General features: G+C 58.7%; 9 protein-coding genes. All 9 read left to right on the forward strand.

From position 1 onward, the window contains the following. Window positions 1–16 precede the first annotated feature (16 nt). The 9 genes from cysC to EKL02_RS16065 all read left to right on the forward strand — a co-directional run bounded on the left by cysC (window position 17) and on the right by EKL02_RS16065 (window position 21,894). Window positions 17–625 carry an adenylyl-sulfate kinase gene (gene cysC / locus EKL02_RS16025; protein WP_128902966.1) on the forward strand — a complete coding sequence of 203 codons (609 nt, stop codon included), beginning with the start codon at window positions 17–19 and terminating at the stop codon, window positions 623–625. A gap of 39 nt (window positions 626–664) precedes the next feature. Further along, window positions 665–1,861 carry a polysaccharide biosynthesis/export family protein gene (locus EKL02_RS16030; RefSeq protein ID WP_128902967.1) on the forward strand — a complete coding sequence of 399 codons (1,197 nt, stop codon included), beginning with the start codon at window positions 665–667 and terminating at the stop codon, window positions 1,859–1,861. Window positions 1,862–1,868: 7 nt separating this feature from the next. Beyond that, on the forward strand, window positions 1,869–3,023 hold the full coding sequence (locus EKL02_RS16035) for a glycosyltransferase family 1 protein (RefSeq protein WP_128902968.1): 1,155 nt from the start codon (window positions 1,869–1,871) through the stop codon (window positions 3,021–3,023). After that, window positions 3,020–4,096 carry a beta-3-deoxy-D-manno-oct-2-ulosonic acid transferase gene (locus EKL02_RS16040; RefSeq protein WP_206732412.1) on the forward strand — a complete coding sequence of 359 codons (1,077 nt, stop codon included), beginning with the start codon at window positions 3,020–3,022 and terminating at the stop codon, window positions 4,094–4,096. The genes EKL02_RS16035 and EKL02_RS16040 overlap by 4 nt, the downstream gene beginning before the upstream one ends. After that, window positions 4,093–5,400, forward strand: coding sequence for a capsular biosynthesis protein (locus tag EKL02_RS16045; RefSeq protein ID WP_241687743.1), 1,308 nt, complete (start codon window positions 4,093–4,095; stop codon window positions 5,398–5,400). Before EKL02_RS16040 ends, EKL02_RS16045 begins: the two co-directional genes overlap by 4 nt. Window positions 5,401–5,671: 271 nt before the next feature. After that, a complete protein-coding gene (locus EKL02_RS16050; protein ID WP_128902969.1) occupies window positions 5,672–12,103 on the forward strand; it encodes a hypothetical protein in 6,432 nt (2,143 codons plus the stop codon). Between the two features lie 65 nt (window positions 12,104–12,168). Beyond that, window positions 12,169–13,392: a glycosyltransferase family 4 protein gene (locus tag EKL02_RS16055; RefSeq protein WP_128902970.1), complete on the forward strand. Its 1,224-nt coding sequence runs from the start codon at window positions 12,169–12,171 to the stop codon at window positions 13,390–13,392. A 27-nt stretch (window positions 13,393–13,419) separates the two neighbouring features. Next, window positions 13,420–17,004, forward strand: a complete 3,585-nt coding sequence (locus EKL02_RS16060; RefSeq protein WP_128902971.1) for a M10 family metallopeptidase C-terminal domain-containing protein — start codon at window positions 13,420–13,422, stop codon at window positions 17,002–17,004. A gap of 189 nt (window positions 17,005–17,193) precedes the next feature. Continuing rightward, a complete protein-coding gene (locus EKL02_RS16065) occupies window positions 17,194–21,894 on the forward strand; it encodes a calcium-binding protein (protein WP_128902972.1) in 4,701 nt (1,566 codons plus the stop codon). Window positions 21,895–22,090 lie beyond the last annotated feature (196 nt).

Here is a 22,090-nt window from a genome sequence, read left to right on the forward strand (position 1 = left end):
TCGGGAATTTTATGCAATGAACAATTCGACCAACGTCGTGTGGCATCGGGCGAGCGTAACGCGCGCCCAGCGGCAGGCCCAGAACCTGCATCCAAGCGTGCTATTGTGGTTTACCGGCTTGTCCGGCTCAGGAAAATCGAGCCTGGCCCATGCGGTCGAAGAGAAGCTGCATGGCCTGCGGTGCCGGACCTTCGTGCTTGACGGCGACAATGTCCGGCATGGTCTCTGCGGCGATCTTGGCTTTTCAAACGCGAATCGCGAAGAGAATATCCGCCGTGTAGGGGAAGTGGCAAAATTGTTCATCGAGGCCGGCGTGATAACCTTGACCGCCTTTATTTCCCCGTTTGCGGCTGACCGGGAACGTGTACGCGGCCTTTTTTCGCCGGGCGATTTTATTGAAATCTATTGTCGCTGCTCGCTTGAAACCTGCGAGTCGAGAGATACAAAAGGATTGTATAAGCAGGCGCATGCCGGGAAAATAGCTGATTTCACGGGGGTTTCATCGCCCTATGAAGCGCCAGCAGCAGCTGAACTTGTTATCGACACTGACCAGCTGGATATTGAATCGTCCGTCGCGATGGTATTGAGGTTTTTGCAGAATCGCGGAATCATCCTATCCGATTAATTTGTCGTAATTGCTGTTTATCAGATCTTTGAAATTTTCATGAAACCAGAATTCCTTAGCCAGACTCATTTCACTGGCGTCAGGCTGCTCCCCCTGCTGGCGGCGGTCGCCGTGCTGACGGGATGTGCCATGTCGCCCAGCTGGCTGCCGTCGTCCGGCCCCAACTATGCGCAGGTGGATAACGCAACGACTAGTGCGCGGCTGTCCGGCATCCAGATCGTCGATGTGAATGACAAGGTGACCCGCAAGCTTCTCGAAGGCGAGAAACGGAAGCTGTTTTCCGAATCGTTCGGAAGTTCGCCGCAGCCCGGCTATGTCATCGGCTCGGGCGACGTCATCGAAGTTTCAGTTTGGGAAGCGCCGCCCGCCGCACTCTTCGGCGGCGCCGCATTGGACGTGCGTCAAGGCCCATCGGGTACGCGCATAACGGTACTGCCGGAACAAATGGTCAGCAGGGAAGGCTCCATCAACGTGCCATTTGCCGGGCAGGTCCCCGCAGCGCGGCACACTCCCCGGCAGATCGAGACTGAAATCGTGCGCCGGCTCAAGGGCAAGGCGAACCAGCCTCAGGTCCTGGTCAGGGTCATCCGCAACAACACCGCGAATGTCACCATCGTGGGCGAAGTCGCCAATAGCACCCGCATGCCCATTACCGATCGCGGCGAACGGCTGCTGGATGCCCTGGCGGTGGCCGGCGGCGTGCGCCAGCCGATCAACAAGGTCACCATGCAACTCACGCGCGGCAACATGGTGCACTCGCTCCCGCTTGACACCATCATCCGCGACCCGAAGCAGAATATCGTGCTGCAACCGGGCGATGTGCTGACCTCGCTGTTCCAGCCGCTCAGCTTTACGGTATTGGGCGCTGCTGGAAAAAATGCCGAAGTGGATTTCGAGGCCCAGGGCATATCGCTGACCCAGGCATTGGCACGTGCCGGTGGCGTACTGGATAGCCGCGCCGATGCCCAGGGCGTTTTCATCTTCCGTTTCGAGCCGGCAGAGACGCTGGACTGGGGTGGCAAGCAGCCGGCGATGACGCCTGAAGGCACCGTACCGGTGATTTATCGCGTCGACCTGAAGGATCCTGCTACCTTCTTTGTCGCGCAAAGCTTCCCGATCCGTAACAAGGATGTGATGTTCGTCTCCAATGCGCCGGCGGCTGAACTGCAAAAGTTCCTGAACATTGTCGGGTCAGTGGTGTATCCGATCATCAGCATACAAAACGCGACAAACTAGCAATGCGATGCGTGACGTCCTGATCGATATCAGCCGGCTGCTCGGACGCAGCTTGAGGGGCCGGCTGCCGACAGGCGTCGACCGCGTCAGTCTCGCTTACGTTGGGCATTTTGGCGACAGGGCGCGCGCCATAGTGCGTTACGGCCCCCGCACCATGTTGTTCTCGCAAGCCGACTCACAGAAATTGTTTGGCTTGTTGCAAAGCCCGCCACCGGATTTCAACTGGAAGGTGCGCTGGATGGTTGCCTGCGAATTCTTGAAGTTTCGCCGGAATCGCGATTTTGCCGGCGCCTTTTTATTCAACACCGGGCATAGCGGCCTGGAGAAATCCACCTACCCGCACCAGTTGCGCCGTCAGCGCGTCAAGCCTGTCTTCCTCGTGCACGACCTGATTCCCATCACGCACCCCGAATACTGCAGGTCGGGAGAGCTGGGCAAGCATGTTATCCGCATGAATAACGTGCTGGAGCTTGCCGCCGGTGTCATCGCCAATTCGCAGGCAACCCTGCAGGAACTGGAAAATTATGCGCGCCAGACCGGCCGCGCCATGCCGCCTTCTGTTGCGGCGCCGCTGGCGGCAGCCCCCCTGCCGGCGCCAGCGGAAAAACGCCCCTTGCGGGCGCCCTACTTTGTCATGCTCGGCACGATCGAGCCGCGCAAGAACCACTGGCTGATGCTGCAATTGTGGCGCAAGCTGGTCGAAAAGCATGGAGAACGCGCGCCGCGGCTGGTGGTCATCGGCCAGCGCGGCTGGGAATGCGAAAACGTCGTGGACCTTCTGGAACGCTGCGAATCCCTCCAGGGCTTCGTCAAGGAATTCCCCACCTGTACCGATACTGAACTGGCGACCTGGCTGCACCATGCGCAGGCATTGCTGTTTCCTTCGTTTGCAGAAGGTTATGGCATGCCGCTGGCGGAAGCCCTGTCGCTGGGGGTACCTGTGATTGCCAGCGACCTGCCGGCATTTCGCGAAATCGCCGGCGCCATTCCCGACTACCTCGCCCCCCTGGATGGAACGGGCTGGATGCAACACATCGAAGCCTATGCCACAACGGACTCTTCAGAACGAATTGCGCAACTGGCAAGGGTGAAGGATTTCGCCGCGCCATCCTGGCACATGCACTTCCAGCTTGTTGAAAAATTACTGGCAGAGCTGCAATGACCCAGCCTGCCAGCATGGCGGCCTCTCCAAAAGCAGCCGCAAGACCTCGCCTGTCGGCGCCATTGTTTGCGTATGGGTTTTCAATAAGGAAACGTTCTCTCTTGCGCCGTTTCACTGGCGTCACAGATATCCGCTTTATTTACAATCCGAAACAAATTTCTCCAGGAAATACCCTACTATTATGGGGAAGCCGTCCACGTCCAATTGGACTGTCGGAAGGCGTAAATATTGTCCGGCTTGAAGATGGATTTTTACGTTCAGTCGGACTAGGCGCTGACTTGATTGCACCTTTGTCATGGGTCATTGATAGTCGCGGCATCTATTACGATCCTGCGCAGCCATCTGACCTGGAACATTTATTGCAATCAATTGATTTTGAGAATGAACTCTTGCAGCGCGCCGCCGTGTTACGTCAGCGGATCGTTGCAAGTGGCTTAACGAAATACAACGTGGGGCACGGCGGCTGGAGGCGGCCTGCAGCGCACCGCGTCGTTCTGGTGCCCGGGCAGGTCGAGACAGATGCATCGATCCGTTGCGGTGCGCCGGCTATCTGCACGAACCTCGGCTTGCTGCAGGCCGTGCGCACCGCCAATCCGGATGCGTACATCGTGTACAAGCCGCATCCGGACGTGCTGGCCGGATTGCGCGCCAGTGGCCAGCAGGAAGATGAAGCACACAAGTGGTGCGACGAGGTCGTGACTGGTGCATCGATGGACGAAATGTTCGCAGGGGTGGACGAAGTGCATGTCATGACTTCGCTTACTGGCTTCGAGGCCCTGATGCGCGGCAAGAAGGTGGCCTGTTATGGCCAGCCTTTTTATGCCGGCTGGGGCTTGACGCTGGATATGGTGCCGGTGGCGCGCAGGATGCGCCGCCTGTCCCTGGATGCGCTGGTGGCGGGGGCGCTGATTCTCTACCCCGTCTATGTGAGCCGCAGCACCGGTCAGTTCATTGCACCGGAGCAGGCACTGGATGAATTGCTCGCCTGGCGAGAACAGGAAACCGGCCGCAGTTGGCCTTGGTGGCGCAAGGGATTGCGCATGATATTGAAGATTTGGGGAGCCCGGCGGTGATCACGGAAGGTGTGTCGATATTCAAGGACAAGCGGGTACTCATGCTGCAAGGCCCGCTCGGTCCGTTTTTCCGGCGACTCGCCGGGGATATCGAATGGGCCGGCGGCCAGGTATGCAAGGTTAATTTCAACGGTGGCGACTGGCTGTTTTCACCGTCCGGCGCCATCAATTTTCGCGGCCACATGGAAGATTGGCCGGCGTTTCTCACCCGGCTTCTGACGGAGCGCAAGATCGACATGGTGCTGCTGTTTGGCGACTGTCGTCCTATCCATCGGGTCACCCAGGCGATTGCAGCGGCAAGAAGAATCGAGATTGGCGTATTCGAGGAAGGCTATGTCCGCCCCGACTACATTACGCTGGAGCGTTTCGGCGTCAATGGCCATTCGAAGATTCCCCGTTCCCCCGTTTTTTACCTGAATACGCCGGAAGCGCGCAGGCCGCCGACGCAGGTTGTCGGCCCGACTTTCCGCTATGTCGTCATGTGGGCGATGCTGTACTACCTGGCAAGCGCACTGTTGCGGCCGGTCTTCCCGCACTACCGGCACCACCGACCGCTGAGCATCATGGAAGCGTGGCCGTGGATCAGGAGCGGCTGGCGCAAGGCAATTTACCGGCGCAGGGAAGCAGGCATACAGACCGAACTGGCCACGACCTATTCGAAACGCTACTTCCTGGTGCCTCTGCAGGTGCACAACGATGCGCAAGTGCACGTGCATTCGGATTTCGAATCGGTCGAGGCATTTATTGCGACGACCCTGATTTCGTTTGCGGACAAGGCGCCCAAGGACACGATCCTCGTCATCAAGCACCATCCGATGGATCGCGGCTACCACGATCACACGCGACTGATCGCCCACCTGGAAAAAAAACTGGAAATCATCGGGCGCGTACGCTACCTGCACGACCAGCACTTGCCCACCCTGCTCGAACATGCGCGCGGCGTCGTCGTCATCAACAGCACGGTGGGTCTTTCAGCCCTGCATCACGGCACGCCGCTCAAGGTATGCGGCACGGCGCTGTATAACATGAAGGGACTGAGTTTCCAGGGCAGCCTGGACGATTTCTGGCTGCACGCGCATCAGCAGCAAGTGGACATGGCGCTGTATCATCGCTTCCGGAACTACCTGATCAGATACACCCAGGTGAATGGCAATTTCTACAAGCGCCTGGATATCGCCGGCTCCGATGCCGGCATTGTCTGGTCTTCCGCAGAAGTCGCCGAAACGAATACGATCATCGTGATTGACGAGCAAGCTGCGCGACAGGCGACGGCGGAAATATCGGCAAACAAGCAGGCAAGCTAAAACCGGCTGGATTCAGTACCGAGCCCCAATTTTTTGTTAAATCTGTTAAATCCAGTTAAAAAGTCGACAATCGGTCAAGATATTTGTAAAAAATAGTTCCGATACAGCGTTTCCCACCTTGCCAAAGGTTGCCTACATGTATAATTTACTGTAGGTAATTCAACTATTCAGAAGCGCGCAAGACCTATTTCATTATTGCCTACCGCATTACGGCAGACATCGCTTCGTCTCAATAAACAAACAAACAAGCAAGCACGCAAAGGGGATTCCCATGGCAACGTTCAACGGCAGCACCAGCAATGTGTCGATCGATATTCGCAATCCGGATTTCTACGGACTTACCACTGGCATCTCCACGATTGCAACCCCGGTCCATACCGAAACGGACTATCAGGAATTACTTTCAAACGGCTATACCGCTGATATCCATGGTTTTGGCTGGACCTACGACTCGGTCAGCGAACCGGGATTCTTTTGGCCCGATGCCGGCAACATTACGCAACTGACGCTGCGAGACAATTTCGGCACAGTCATTTATGACTTTACCGGCCTCTCGCTGACGGTGGCGACGATCGATGCCGTCATGGATAACGGTGGCGTATGGTCCGATATCCTGGCGCAGGTATTGAGTGGCGACGACATTGTCGCGGGCGGCAATGCAAATGACTACCTGAGCGGATTTGCCGGTAACGATACCATCACCGGTGGCGCCGGCGATGATGAGCTCTACGGCGGCGCCGGAGACGACAGCATCAGTGGCGGCGCAGACGGCGCTGAAGGCTTCAACGATATGAGCGGCGGTGCCGGCAACGATACCCTGGATGGCACGGGCGGCCACGGCTATGCGATGTATGAAGATTCGACAGGCGCGGTCACGGCTGATCTCGATACAGGTATTGTTCTGGACGGCATGGGCGGCACGGACACGCTGATCAATATCTTAGGCGTCGGAGGGTCGATGTTTAACGATTCGCTGACGGGTAGCGGCGGCGATGACGATTTCATGGGCCATGGCGGCAACGACACGATTACCGGCGGCGCCGGTTTCGACACCGTGCATTACGGTTCTTCGAATGCCGGCGTCACGGTCAACCTCGGTGCCGGCACCGCCAGCGACGGCTTCGGCGGCGCGGATACCTTGATCGGGATCGAGGCCGTAGAAGGCTCTGAATTCAACGACACACTGATCGGCAATGGCGGCAATAACCGTCTCAGGGGCGATTTGGGCAACGACACCCTGATCGGCGGTGCCGGCAACGATACGCTGGATGGCGGAGTCGGCCAGGATATTGCCAGTTATGCGTCAGCGGCAGGCGCGATTACGGTTGACCTCAGCCTCGGCGTCAACCAGGTCACCAATGACGGCACTGGCGGCGTCGACAACCTGATCGGTATCGAGCAAATAGTGGGGTCCGGCTTTGGCGACAGCCTTACCGGCTCGAACTATACGGTCACCACTTTGCAAGCGGATAATCCCTTGACGCAGGCCTTCATTGGCGGCGCAGGCAACGATACGATCACCGGCGGATCCGCGCCGAGCGTATTTGCCATTGCCAGCTATGCCACATCCAGCGCTACGGTGGTCGGCAAGCTGGGGACAGGCGCGCTGGCAGGTGGCACCTACGGCGGCACTGCCACGGCTGGCGTCGCAGGCAATACCGTGAGCGACGGCTTGGGCGGCACCGATACGCTGATCGACATCGACATGTTGCGCGGCGGATCGGGCAATGACATCCTGGTCGGCGGCAGCAATAGCGCCCTCTTCACCGGCGTCCTGTTTGAACAGATTGAGGGCGGCGCCGGCAATGACTTCATCGCCGGCGGCGTCACATCCGGCGTGGACCTGAGCGACCATGACCGCGTGTCTTATCAAAACGCCACAGCCGGCGTCAACGTCAACCTGCAAACCGGCATTGCCACCGGCAATGCCTCGGTCGGCACCGACACGCTGGTCGATATCGATATGGTGCGCGGCTCGCAATTCGGCGACGTCCTGACCGGCGGCAATGCCGGCAACGATGCCTTCGAAACCTTTGATGGCAAAGGCGGCAATGACACGATCGATGGCGGCACCGGCTTCGACCGTGTTGATTACCGGCATTCGTTTTACACCGGCGCGGTGGTCAACCTGTCTGCATCGCTGCTGGCACCCGGCACCTATGGCGGCATCGTATTGGGCACCAGCGTTGCTGCCGGTACTGCCCGCGATGGTGAAGGCGGCATCGACACCCTGTTGAACATCGAAGGCGCCTACGGTACCGATTTCGGGGATATCTTCATCGGTAGCGACACCAACAACTATGGCAACTACGAAAGCTTCGAAGGCCTGGCCGGCAATGATTATATCGACGGTCGCGGCGGAGTAGACCGTGTAAACTATTTCAATCATTTCGACGCCAACAATGATGGCTTTGGCGTCGTAGTCAACCTGAGCAATGTTCAGCAGGAAGGCGATATCTGGCAAGGCGTCGCATTTGGCCCGATCGCTGCCGGCACGGCATTTGACAGCTACGGCGCCACCGATACCCTGCTCAACATCGAGCAAATTGCAGGCAGCATCTACAACGACGTCCTCATCGGCAATGCCAGCAACAATTACATCGCCGGCAATGATGGCCACGATGCCGTCGATGCCTTCGATGGCAACGATACGGTCGACGGCGGCAATGGCAATGACGTGATCTGGACTGGCAGCGGCAACGATAGCCTGATTGGTGGTAACGGCAACGACGAACTCCATAGTGAGGAACAGAACGACACGCTGCTTGGCGGCGCCGGCAGTGATACGCTTGAAGGCGGCGCTGGCGATGACTTGCTCGAAGGCGGCACTGGCAGCGACATCCTGGATGGCGGCACCGGTCGCGATATCGCGTGGTATGTCAACGCCAGCAACGGCATTACCGTCAATCTTGGCCTGGGCAGCAACCAGGTCAGCAACGATGGCGATGGCAGCGCTGATACGCTCGTCAGTATCGAGCAGATTGTCGGTTCGGCACAGGGAGACAGCCTGACCGGCAATAACTATGCCTTCACCAGCCTGCAATCTGACAGCCAGTATGTAACGACTTTCACAGGTTACATGGGCAACGATACCATCACCGGCGGTAACGCCAACAGCATCATCACGATCGCCAGTTACCAGAGCCAGTCCAACCCTGGCGCCGTGGTGGTCAAGCTCGGCGGCGGCCCCTTGGCCGCGGGCACCTATGGCGGCAATACGACAGGCGGCACCGCCGGCGGCAGTGCCATCGACCAGTGGGGCGGCGTCGATACACTCATCGATATCGATGCAGTGCAAGGTGGCGTTGGCAACGATATCCTGGTCGGCGGCAGCACCAGCCAGCTCTTCACCGGTGTGCGCTTCGAACAGTTCGAAGGCGGCGCGGGCAACGACTTCATTGCCGGCGGCGTCACATCCGGCGTGGACCTGTCCGACTTCGACCGCGTGACATATCAGAATGCGACAGCCGGCGTGACCGTCAACCTGCAAACCGGCACCGCGACTGGTGACGCCTCTGTAGGAACCGACACGCTGGTCGACATCACCATGGTACGCGGTTCGCAGCAGGGTGATGTCCTGCTGGGCGGCAATGTCGGCAACGATGCTTTCGAAAGCTTCGATGGCCTGGGTGGCGATGACACCATTGATGGCGGCACGGGTTTTGACCGGCTCGACTATCGCGCCTCGGCAGCCACGGGTGCTGTCGTCAATTTGTCTGCATCGACACTGGCAGCCGGCAGCTACGGCGGCATTGTCGTCGGAAGCGATGTGACGGCTGGCAGGGCCACTGATGGCCAGGGTGGCACCGATAGCCTCTTCAACATTGAAGCTGCCATGGGCACTGATTTCAATGACATCTTCATCGGCAGCGACACCAACACGTATGGCAACTTCGAGAGCTTCGAAGGCTTGGCTGGCAACGATTACATCGATGGCCGCGGCGGCATCGACCGTGTCGACTATTTCAACCACTTCGATGCCAATAGTGACGGCTTTGGCGTTGCGGTCAACCTGAGTACCCAATCGGAGGGCGGTACCTGGCAAGGCGTGTCCTTCACTGTCAATGCGGGACAAGCAGCGGACAGCTACGGCTATACCGACACCTTGCTCAATATCGAGCAGGTGCGTGGCTCCATCTATAACGACGTCATCATCGGCAGCGATGGAAATAATCTGCTTCAGGGAAATTTTGGTAATGACTCCCTGAATGGCGGCACCGGCACTGATACGCTCATTGGCGGTGCCGGCAATGATTCGCTGACTGGCGGCGCCGGCACGGATTATTTTGTGTTCGATACGGTTGGCGGGATCGACCGCATTGCCGACCTTGGCGATGGTGAAAAACTCAACTTCACCACGAATCTGACCCAGGTGATCAGCGGCGACAACGCCTCCGGCCTGACCCAGGGCCAGGTCATGGTCGGCACGACCACCGCTGGCATCACGCGCCTGTATATTGGCACCGACAACGTTGCCGGAGCGGATGTCACCATCGATTTGACCGGCACTTTCGCGGCAGGCAACTTTGCGATTGATTCGGGCAATCTCCGTGACCTGGTCTATTATGCCGCTGGGGTGCCACAAACATTAACGGGCACCTCTGGCAATGACACGTTGACAGGGGGCTTGGGCAACGACACCCTGTCCGGCCTGGCTGGCAACGACAGGCTGGTCGGCAATGCCGGGAACGACTCCCTGGTCGGTGGTGACGGCAATGACACCCTGGTGGGCGGCAATGGCGCCGATGCGCTGGATGGCGGTGCCGGCGTGGACGTGGCCGACTACAGCGCGGCCACTGCCGCAGTCACGGCCAATTTGGCCACCGGCACGGCCACCAACGATGGCACTGGCGCGGCAGACACCCTCACCGGCATCGAGAACCTGATCGGTGGCACTGCCAACGACGTGCTCACGGGCGATGCCCTGGCCAACCGCATCGAAGGCCGCAACGGCAACGACAACCTCGTCGGCGGCGATGGCAGCGACACCCTCGTCGGCGGCAACGGCACCGACACCCTCAACGGCGGCCTCGGCACCGACTTTGCCGACTACACTGCCCTGGCGGTGGCAATCAACGTCAACCTCGCCACCGGCATTGCTTCCGCCGATGGCTCGGGCGCAACGGACACCCTCATCGGCATCGACAATATCCTGGGCGGCACCGGCAACGATACCCTCACGGGGGACGCCAACGGCAACCGCCTCGAAGGCCGCAATGGCAATGATTCGCTGGTCGGTGGTGCCGGCAATGACACCTTCCTCGGCGGCAATGGCGCTGACACCCTGGATGGCGGCATCGGCACCGACTTCCTCGACTACAGCACCGCCACGGCCGCTGTCACCGCCAATCTTGCCACCGGCACCACCAGCGATGACGGCACCGGCGCCATCGATACCTTCACCGGCATGGAATACCTCATCGGCGGCTCGGCCGGCGACTTCCTCACGGGCGATGCGGCCAACAACCGCATCGAGGGCCGCAACGGCAACGATTCCCTGGTGGGCGCCGATGGCAGCGATACCCTGACGGGCGATGCCGGCAACGATACCCTCGATGGCGGCAATGCGGCCGATACCCTGATCGGTGGCGCAGGCGCGGACGTCATGGATGGCGGCGCCGGCATCGATGTGCTCGATTACCGCCTGCAGACCGGCGGCGTCAATGCCAACCTGCTGACCGGCACAGCCTCCAACGATGGCAGCGGCAGCATCGACACCCTGGCCAACTTCGAGAACATGATCGGCGGCACCGGTTCAGACACCCTGACGGGCGATGCCGGCAACAACCGCATCGAAGGCTTGTCGGGTAATGACAATATCGATGGCGGCGATGGCGCCGACACCCTGATCGGTGGACTGGGAGCGGACACCATCGATGGCGGCGCGGGCGTGGACATGCTGGACTATGTCGGCGTGGCCGGCGCCGTCACGGTGAACCTGGCTACCGGCATCGTCACCGATGGCACCGGTTCCACCGACACCATTGCCAATATCGAGAATGTCAATGGCGGCAGTGTCGGCGACAACATTACCGGCAATGCAGGCAACAACCGCCTCGATGGCAGCTTTGGCAACGACAGCCTGTCGGGCGGCGATGGCAACGATACCCTCATCGGCGGCACCGGCTTTGATACCCTGAATGGTGGTAATGGCATCGACCTGGTCGATTACACCGCCATGACGGCGGCGGTGACGGTGAACCTGGGTACCGGCACGGCATCCGACAGCACCGGCGGCACCGATACCCTGCTCAACGTGGAATATGTCAATGGCGGCGCAGCCGGCGACACCCTCATTGGCAATGCGGCCAACAACCGCATCGAGGGGCGCAATGGCAATGACACCATCACCGGGGCTGCGGGCAACGATACGCTCATCGGCGGCGCCGGCAATGACGTCTTCCGCTTTGTCACCACAGCTGACGGCAGCGATACGCTCTCCGACTTCACTTCGGGCACGGATACGATCCAGGTCGTGGCGGGCAACTTCGGTCTGACGGCCGGGGCGGCAGTCACGCTCCTGTCGGGCGCCAGCACGCCCACGGTGTCGGGTGCGGGTGCCGAGTTCCTGTACAACACCACGTCGGGGGCCTTGTTCTTTGACCGCGATGGCACGGGCAGCACTTATGCCGCGACCCAGATCGCCACCCTGGCCGGTTCCAAGACCCTTGTCGCAGGCGATATCCAGGTCGTGGCATCTTAATTACTCCACCCTCTTTAAAAAGCCGGCAGTGATATGCCGGCTTTTTTTTCAAGGTCCTTACAGGCATGAAAATACTCGCCATACACCAGAACTTTCCAGGACAGTACAAGCACCTGCTGTTCCACCTGGGCGCCTCCGGCAAGCACGAAATCATTGGCATCGGCCAGCACCAGCGGGTCGACATCCCAGGCGTCAAAACGATCCTGTACAAGGCCGCGCGTGCTGTCAAGCCGGATGTCCATCATTATCTGAAGACGACCGAAAGCGCCGTTTTGAATGCACAAGGCATTGTCCGAACATGCATGGAGCTGCGCAGCAAAGGTTTCGTTCCAGACGTCATTCTCGGCCATGCCGGCTGGGGAGAAACGCTTTATCTGAAAGACGTCTATCCGAATGTCCCGGTCATCGGATATTTCGAATTCTTCTACCGTTCGACCGGCGCGGACGTCGGCTTCGACCCTGAATATCCTGCCACGTTTGATGACACGCTGCGCATCAGGACATGGAACATGCCCCATCTGCTTGCACTCGACAGCGCAGACTATGGGCAGACGCCAACCGCCTGGCAAAGAAACCAGATTCCCCAGCGCTACCATGACTTGATCAACGTGATTCATGAAGGAATTGACACGACGTTTATCAAGCCGGACGCCAACGCAAAACTGGAGATTGCGGAAAAAGGCCTGGTGCTCGACAGATCCTCCCAGGTAATTACCTATGTAGCCCGCAATCTGGAACCGTACCGTGGCTTCCATGTTTTCATGCGCGCCCTGCCACGCATTCTCAAGCAGCATCCGAAGGCACATGTGGTGATTGTCGGCGGCGACGAGGTAAGTTACGGCCGTCGCCTGCCGGGCAACGAGACTTACCGGCAGAAACTTCTGGCGGAAGTCGGCAGCGGGATCGATGCAGCACGTGTCCACTTCCTGGGGCGCGTGCCTTATGCGACATTCCTGAAGGTCTTGCAGATTTCATCTGCGCATGTCTACCTCACCTACCCTTTCGTCTTGTCCTGGTCGATGCTGGAAGCCATGGCCGCAGGCTGCCTGGTCATCGGCTCGCGCACACCACCCGTGATGGAAGCCATCAACGACCGGGAGCATGGTTTGCTGGTCGATTTCTTCAGTATCGAGGCGATCGCCGGGGCGGTTGCCGAGGCATTGGATCAGCCCGAAAAAATGCAGGTACTCCGGCAAAACGCGCGCGAACGGATCGTGAAACAGTACGACCTGCATTCCGTTTGCCTGCCACAACAACTCGCTCTGCTGGAACGGGCCTGCCGCCGCTAATCCATCAACGCCAACAAGGAGGAGACCATGGCAACCTTCAATGCTTACAGCAGCACCGTATCGATTGACTTTGACGCGGGTGGATTCTGGGGCCTCGCCCCCGCGATCACCGTTTCCGGCATGCCCCTCCAAGGCGCCACGTTTTACCAGGAAACCCTGTCAAATGGTTTCAAAGCAACGGCTTACGGCACTGGATTTACCTATTCTGGTTTGTCCAAGCCAACCGCCGGCACCATTACGACCATTCAGCTGCTGGACACAACGAATTCGCTGGTCTACAGCATCAGCGATATTTCCGTCTCCTTCGAATACCTGAATGGCGCAATGAACTCCGGCGCCAACTGGGCGAACGTACTGAATACGCTATTAGCGGGCAGTGACGACATGTGGACTGGTTCGGCGAACGATGTTGCATATGGCTTTGCCGGTGACGATTACATATCCGGTAATATCGGCGACGACACTTTGCACGGCAACGATGGCAATGACACCATTTACGGCGATTCCGGCAATGACATACTTGATGGCGGTGCAGGCATCAATTATTTATCCGGCGATGCAGGGGATGACTTTTATGTCATCAGGAATCGCACGGATGAGATAGGGGAATCGGGAGGTACCGATGGCGGGATCATCCATGTCGATTTCTACAAGGCCAGCAGCGTAGTAGAAAACTGGACATGGGCAGACGGGGTACAGAAGCTGCCATACTGGATCGATGCACTGCTGCCGGATGACGCGACCATGACGATGGCGCTTCTGGGAGAGGACAAGACCTTTACTTATAATTTCCCTGCAAGCGCGCCTGCTTATTTCGAAGGCGCGGATAGTTATAATTTCCTGACATTCAATGAACAACAAAAGTCATTCGTCCGCCAGGCATTTGACTACATTTCCAGCGTGATCGATGTCACCTTCGTCGAAGACACCGATCCTTATGCCGCCAATTCGATAACATTCTCGAATAATTACCAAAGCGATTCTGCCGGCTATGCCTATCTTCCAAGCATGAGCGAATGGGGCAGCGATGTATTTCTGGACTACTCCCCAGGCAGCGAATACAACCTTGCGCCAAGTGAGGGCGATTATTCCGCCCTGGTCTTGATCCATGAAATCGGACATGCCTTAGGGATGAGACACCCGTTCGAGGCCACACCAAACCTTCCTGCCGGCGAAGACCAGACGCAATGGTCTGTCATGAGCTACAACCAGAACCCGAGCGACTACTATTTGCAATACTCGGCGCTGGACATCGCCACACTGCAATATTTGTACGGCCCGAGCACCCTGCAAGTAAATGATGACACTTACGTACTCTCCAGCACTGCGCCCAATTTCATCTGGGACGGTGCCGGCACGGATACGATAGACGGCTCTCTTTTGACGCAAGCACTCACGCTTTATCTTGATGCAGGTTACTGGAGCCACGTTGGCGTCAAGTCCACTCTGATTTCCGATGCTGGGCAGGTCACCATCAATATCGGCAGCGTGATTGAAAATGCAAAGGGTGGCTCGGGAAATGATTCCATCACGGGTAACAGCGCGAACAACCAGCTTTGGGGCATGAGCGGCAATGATGTCCTGCAGGGCGATGCAGGCAACGACGCTGTTGCCGGCGGCAATGGCAACGACTACCTGGCCGGCGGTGCCGGTACCGATACCCTCGACGGCGGCGCCGGCACCGACGTGGCCGATTACCGTGACGTCGTGGCAGCGGTCAATGTCAACCTTGGCACGGGCATCACGGCCAACGATGGCGAAGGCGGCACCGATACCTTGATCGCCATCGAGAACATCATCGGCGGTGCTGGCAACGACACCCTCACGGGCGATGCCCTGGCCAACCGCCTCGAAGGCCGCAACGGCAACGACAACCTCGTCGGCGGCGACGGCAGCGATACCCTGGTGGGCGGCGCTGGCACCGACACCCTCAATGGCGGCCTGGGCACCGACATTGCCGATTACACGGCCCTGGCGGTGGCAATCAACGTCAACCTCGCCACCGGCATTGCTTCCGCCGATGGCTCGGGCGCAACCGACACCCTGATCGGCATCGACAATATCCTTGGCGGCACCGGCAACGATACCCTCACGGGGGATGCCAACGGCAACCGCCTCGAAGGCCGCAATGGCAATGATTCGCTGGTCGGCGGCGCCGGCAATGACACCTTTCTGGGTGGCAATGGCGCTGACACCATGGATGGCGGCATCGGCACCGACTTCCTCGACTACAGCACCGCCACGGCCGCCGTCACCGCCAATCTTGCCACCGGCACCACCAGCAACGATGGCACCGGCGCCATCGATACCTTCACCGGCATGGAATACCTGATCGGCGGCTCGGCCGGCGACTTCCTCACGGGCGATGCCGCCAACAACCGCATCGAGGGCCGCAACGGCAATGATTCCCTCGTCGGGGCTGACGGCAGCGACACGCTCACGGGCGATGCCGGCAACGATACCCTCGATGGCGGCAATGCCGCCGATACCCTGATCGGTGGTGCAGGCGCGGACGTCATGGATGGCGGCGCCGGCATCGATGTGCTCGATTACCGCCTGCAGACCGGCGGCGTCAATGCCAACCTCTTGACCGGCACAGCGAGTAATGATGGCAGCGGCAGCATCGATACCCTGGCCAACTTCGAGAACATGATTGGCGGTACCGGTTCAGACACCCTGACGGGCGACGCCGGCAACAACCGCATCGAAGGCTTGTCGGGCAATGACAACATCGATGGCGGCGATGGCGCCGACACCCTGATCGGCGGCCTGGGAGCAGACACCATCAATGGCGGCAATGGCGTGGACATGCTCGACTACACCTCGACCGGCACGTCGGTCACGGTCAACCTGCTGGCCGGCACGGCGTCCGATGGTTCCGGCACCGATACGGTCCTGAATGTGGAAAACATCAATGGCGGCTCGGGTGCGGATACCCTCATCGGTGACGCCGGCAACAACCGCATCGATGGCAGCTTTGGCAGCGACAGCCTGTCGGGTGGCGATGGCAACGATACCCTCATCGGCGGCACCGGCTTTGATACCCTGAATGGCGGCAATGGCATCGACCTGGTCGATTACACCGCCATGACGGGTGCCGTCACGGTGAACCTGGGCACCGGCACGGCTTCCGACAGCACCGGCGGGACTGACACCCTGCTCAACGTGGAATATGTCAATGGCGGTGCAGCCGGCGACACCCTCATTGGCAATGCGGCCAACAACCGCATCGAGGGTCGCAATGGCAATGACACCATCACCGGGGCTGCGGGCAGTGACACGCTCATTGGCGGCGCCGGCAATGACGTCTTCCGCTTCGTCACCACGGCGGACGGCAGCGACACGCTCTCCGACTTCACCTCGGGCACGGATACGATCGCCGTCGTGGCGGGCAACTTCGGCCTGACGGCCGGGGCGGCAGTCACGCTCCTGTCGGGCGCCAGCACGCCCACGGTGTCGGGTGCCGGCGCCGAGTTCCTGTACAACACCACGTCGGGGGCCTTGTTCTTTGACCGCGATGGCACAGGCAGCACTTATGCCGCGACCCAGATCGCCACCCTGGCCGGATCCAAGACCCTTGTCGCAGCCGATATCCAGGTGGTGACAACGTAAATTCAACCCCGCCAGATCACGTTGCCCGGTGCAGGCTTACACCGGCAACATGATTCAACCGGAATTGACAAGAAAATCCACAATATGACCATATAATTAATATTTGTCATATTTACAACACTTGGTAAAATCGACTTATCGCGGCAAATTATGAAGCGATATCGCTTATTTAAGTAAGGGGAGAAAAACATGGCAGTTTTTAATGCGAGCAACAGCAGCGTATCGATCGATACCAGAAACTCCGCTTTTTGGGGACTCTCTCCTGGAATTTATACGGTTGCCACGCCAACGCATACCTTAAGCCAGTATCAAGAAAATCTCTCCAATGGCTACACAGCACAAGTGCTTGGCTCAGATCTGAACTACGATTCGATCAGCTCGCCTGGATTTCACATCCCTGTCAGTGGCAATATTACCCAGATCGTCCTGCGTGACAATTTCGGCATTACTGTCTATGAATTCACCGGCATATCAACGACAGTTCAATACATAAAAAGCGTTCTGAATAATGGCGGCACATGGCACGACATATTGTCAACGGTATTGAGCGGGGACGATACCTTATCGGGGAGTGCCACGTCTGATTATCTGGAAGGATTTAGCGGCAACGACAGCATTTTCGGTTACAACGGAAATGACACGATGGACGGCGGTATTGGCAGAGACACCATCTTTGGCAATGCCGGCAATGATTCACTCATCGGTGGCGACGGCGATGATTATCTATATGGTGGGTCTGGCTACGACACTGTGCGCGGCGGCAGCGGAAACGACCTGATTGTAGACAACTATGACTCCTTCAATTTTACTTATGAAGGCGGTGGTGAATTTTACGGTGATGGCGGCAATGACATATTCAATATTGAAAGTGACGTTGCCAGTTACGTAAACGGAGGCGGTGACGACGATTCGGTCTCAATAAGAGTCGCTTCAGGGTCAACGGTTTATGGCGGCTCCGGGAACGACATGCTTGGTGGTCGCTACCTTGACAACCTGCTTCTTGACGGTGGCGATGGCGACGACTTCTTATCAGGCTCTGAAGAAGAAGACGCCAACTGGACCATTATTGGCGGCTTAGGCAATGATGTGATTCGTGTCGCCGGCACCGGCCACATGATCAATGCGGGTGCGGGCGATGACATTATCGACCTCGTTGTTACAGGCTTCACTCCCAATCGTGCCGGTTCCGCGACGATTACAACAGGAAGTGGAAGCGATACGGTCAAACTATCGTTGCGGGCGATTGAGCTGGGTTATACAGCGCCAGTAATTACTGACTTTACTGCAGGCGCCGGTGGCGACCAACTGGATTTGACGGATGTTCTAGGTGGATTGGGATCGTATGGTTACGATTATTCCAGCCCATTTGAAAATGGCTGGCTACGCCTGATTTCGTCCGGCAATGATACTTTGCTGCAATTCGATTCGAATGGCGCGGCCGACGGTGGCGAGTGGACCACCCTGGTTACGCTCAACAACGTAACTCCGGCCCAGCTTGACTTGCGGACAAATTTCAATCCTTCTTTGAATGATGGAGATTTCAGCATCGTCGGCACTGACGGGGACGATACGATCTCCGATCTTCAATCACCAAACTCGAATTACGCTGGCACGGGTAACGATACGATTCAAGGTTTGGCAGGAAATGACTTCCTGGACGGCGGCTACGCCGGTGCCGATAGTCTGCTTGGCGGTGACGGCAATGACACATTGTTCGGTTTTGGCGATAACGACGTCCTTGATGGCGGCGACGGCACTGACAGAATATTTGGCGGCTTCGGCGATGATCTGATTATTGGCGGTGCCGGAAACGATGTTGGTTATGGCACGATTGTCTATAAAAACAATACGTATTTTGAAGATGGCGGCCTTTTCGGAGAAGCCGGTAACGATACCCTCGATGGCGGCGACGGCAATGACCGGCTCAATGGTGGCACGGGCGATGACTCCTTGCTAGGCGGATTCGGCGACGACACTCTCTCCGGTGGCTACGGCTATGACACCCTGCGCGGCGGCGATGGCGCTGACAGCCTCCAGGACGAAGATGAGGGAGCGGTACTTTATGGCGAGGGGGGAAATGACACCATAACTGTCTATGGCTCCTTCAGCGCATTTGCAGATGGCGGTACCGATAACGATCGCATTTTTGTCTACAACGCCACCAATTCGACCATGGTCGGCGGGATGGGAAACGATACGTTCGGGGGCGGAGGTACAGGCTTCGTTATCTATGGTGGCGACGGCGATGATGTCGTGAATGAACCTTACGCCAGCCAAAACATGAACTGGGCGATCAATGGTGAAGCTGGCAATGATTATGTACGCGTTCTAGGGACTGGCCATATCATCGACGGCGGCACTGGAAACGACACCATAGCAGGCGGAATGTATGGGAGCACCATCAATGGCGGTGCTGATATCGATACACTAGACTACAGTAACATTGGAACTGGAATCACAATCGATCTTTCCGCCGGCATTGCCAACTATAGTAGTGGCGGAGTCGCAGCAAATGCTATTTCCAATATTGAAAACATTATTGGCGGATTGGGGAACAATGCCCTGACGGGCGATGCCCTGGCCAACCGCATCGAAGGCCGCAATGGCCACGATAGCCTCGTCGGCAGTGGCGGCAGCGATACCCTGGTGGGTGGCGGTGGCGACGATACCCTTGACGGTGGCCTTGGCACCGACGTTGCCGACTACGGTGACATGACGACAGCGGTAACGGCAAGCCTGTGGGATGGCCACGCCAGCAACGATGGCTCGGGTGGCTGGGACACCCTGCTCAATATCGAGAATATCGCCGGCGGGTCCGGTAACGATACCTTGGCCGGCGACACCAACGGCAACCGCCTCGAAGGCCGCAATGGCAATGACAGCCTGTTTGGTGATTTCGGGGCAGACATACTGAGCGGCGGCGCGGGCATCGATACCCTGAACGGCGGCGCCGGCACGGACGTGGCCGATTACCGCGATGTGGTGGCAGGGGTCAATGTCAACCTTGGCACGGGCATGACGATCAACGATGGCGAAGGCGGCAGCGATACCTTGATCGCCATCGAGAACATCATCGGCGGCGCCGGCAACGATACCCTCACCGGCGATGCGCTGGCCAACCGCATCGAAGGCAGAGCAGGCAACGACAACCTCGTCGGCGGCGATGGCAACGATACCCTGGTGGGCGGCAACGGCTTTGACACCCTCAACGGCGGCCTCGGCACCGACTTTGCCGATTACACGGCCCTGGCCGTGGCAGTCAATGTCAACCTCGCCACCGGCATTGCGTCTGCCGATGGCTCGGGCGCAACCGACACCCTGATCGGCATCGACAATATCCTGGGCGGCACCGGCAACGATACCCTGATGGGGGACGCCAACGGCAACCGCCTCGAAGGCCGCAATGGCAACGATTCGCTGGTCGGTGGCGCTGGCAATGACACCTTCCTGGGCGGCAATGGCGCTGACACCCTGGATGGCGGCATCGGCACCGACTTCCTCGACTACAGCACGGCTACCGGAGCTGTCACCGTGAATCTTGCCACCGGCACGACCAGCGATGACGGCAGCGGCGCGGTGGATACCTTCACCGGCATGGAATACCTGATCGGTGGCTCGGCGGGCGACTTCCTCACGGGCGATGCGGCCAACAACCGCATCGAGGGCCGTAACGGCAACGATTCCCTCGTCGGGGCCGATGGCAGCGACACGCTGACGGGCGATGCAGGCAACGATACCCTCGATGGCGGCAATGCGGCCGATACCCTGATCGGTGGCGCAGGCGCGGATGTCATGGATGGCGGCGCCGGCATCGATGTGCTCGATTACCGCCTGCAGACCGGTGGCGTCAATGCCAACCTGCTCACAGGCACCGCCTCCAACGATGGCAGCGGCAGCATCGATACCCTGGCCAACTTCGAGAACATGATTGGCGGCACCGGGTCCGACACCCTGACGGGCGATGCCGGCAACAACCGCATCGAAGGCTTGTCGGGCAATGACAATATCGATGGCGGCGATGGCGCCGATACCCTGATCGGTGGTTTGGGTGCCGACACCATCGATGGCGGCGCGGGCGTGGACATGCTCGACTATGTCGGCGTGGCCGGCGCCGTCACGGTGAACCTGGCCACTGGCATCGTCACCGATGGCACCGGCTCCACCGACACCATTGCCAATATCGAGAACGTCAATGGCGGCAGTGCTGGCGACAACATTACCGGCAATGCCGGCAACAACCGCATCGATGGCAGCTTTGGCAGCGACAGCCTGTCGGGTGGCGATGGCAACGATACCCTCATCGGCGGCACCGGCTTTGATACCCTCAATGGCGGCAATGGCATCGACCTGGTCGATTACACCGCCATGACGGGAGCGGTGACGGTGAACCTGGGCACCGGCACGGCTTCCGACAGCACCGGCGGGACTGACACCCTGCTCAACGTGGAATATGTCAATGGCGGATCTGCCGGCGACACCCTCATCGGCAATGCGGCCAACAACCGCATCGAGGGTCGCAATGGCAATGACACCATCACAGGGGCGGCGGGCAACGATACCTTGATTGGCGGCGCCGGCAATGACGTCTTCCGCTTCGTCACCACGGCGGACGGCAGCGATACCTTGAGCGACTTCACCTCGGGCACGGATACGATCGCCGTCGTGGCGGGCAACTTCGGCCTGACGGCCGGGGCGGCAGTCACCCTCCTGTCGGGGGCCAGCACGCCCACGGTGTCGGGCACGGGGGCGCAGTTCCTGTACAACACCACGTCGGGCGCCTTGTTCTTTGACCGCGATGGCACGGGCAGCACTTATGCCGCGACCCAGATCGCCACCCTGGCCGGATCCAAGATGCTTGTGGCGGCTGACATCCAGGTCGTGGCGGGATAGCTGAATGATTTTCTTGTATCGCACACGGTGTAGACCATTACAACGTTGCCAATAGTTACGCCTAGAAAAAACCGGCCAATCACCAAAATAGATTGGCCGGTTTTTTGTTAACCCGATCCCCGCCTTTATTATCAAAACGAAATGCCATTCAAATAACTGATTGCGGTCTTGAGTACTATTACCTGTTTTTGTCACA

Source organism: Janthinobacterium sp. 17J80-10 (assembly GCF_004114795.1).
GTDB lineage: Bacteria > Pseudomonadota > Gammaproteobacteria > Burkholderiales > Burkholderiaceae_D > Paucimonas.

Bases quoted from the DNA above. Each gene is read 5' to 3' on its own strand.
- cysC (WP_128902966.1), top strand. From the start codon at position 17: ATGAACAATTCGACCAACGTCGTGTGGCATCGGGCGAGCGTAACGCGC.
- EKL02_RS16035 (WP_128902968.1), top strand. From the start codon at position 1,869: ATGCGTGACGTCCTGATCGATATCAGCCGGCTGCTCGGACGCAGCTTG.
- EKL02_RS16040 (WP_206732412.1), top strand. From the start codon at position 3,020: ATGACCCAGCCTGCCAGCATGGCGGCCTCTCCAAAAGCAGCCGCAAGA.
- EKL02_RS16065 (WP_128902972.1), top strand. From the start codon at position 17,194: ATGGCAGTTTTTAATGCGAGCAACAGCAGCGTATCGATCGATACCAGA.
- EKL02_RS16030 (WP_128902967.1), top strand. From the start codon at position 665: ATGAAACCAGAATTCCTTAGCCAGACTCATTTCACTGGCGTCAGGCTG.
- EKL02_RS16050 (WP_128902969.1), top strand. From the start codon at position 5,672: ATGGCAACGTTCAACGGCAGCACCAGCAATGTGTCGATCGATATTCGC.
- EKL02_RS16055 (WP_128902970.1), top strand. From the start codon at position 12,169: ATGAAAATACTCGCCATACACCAGAACTTTCCAGGACAGTACAAGCAC.
- EKL02_RS16060 (WP_128902971.1), top strand. From the start codon at position 13,420: ATGGCAACCTTCAATGCTTACAGCAGCACCGTATCGATTGACTTTGAC.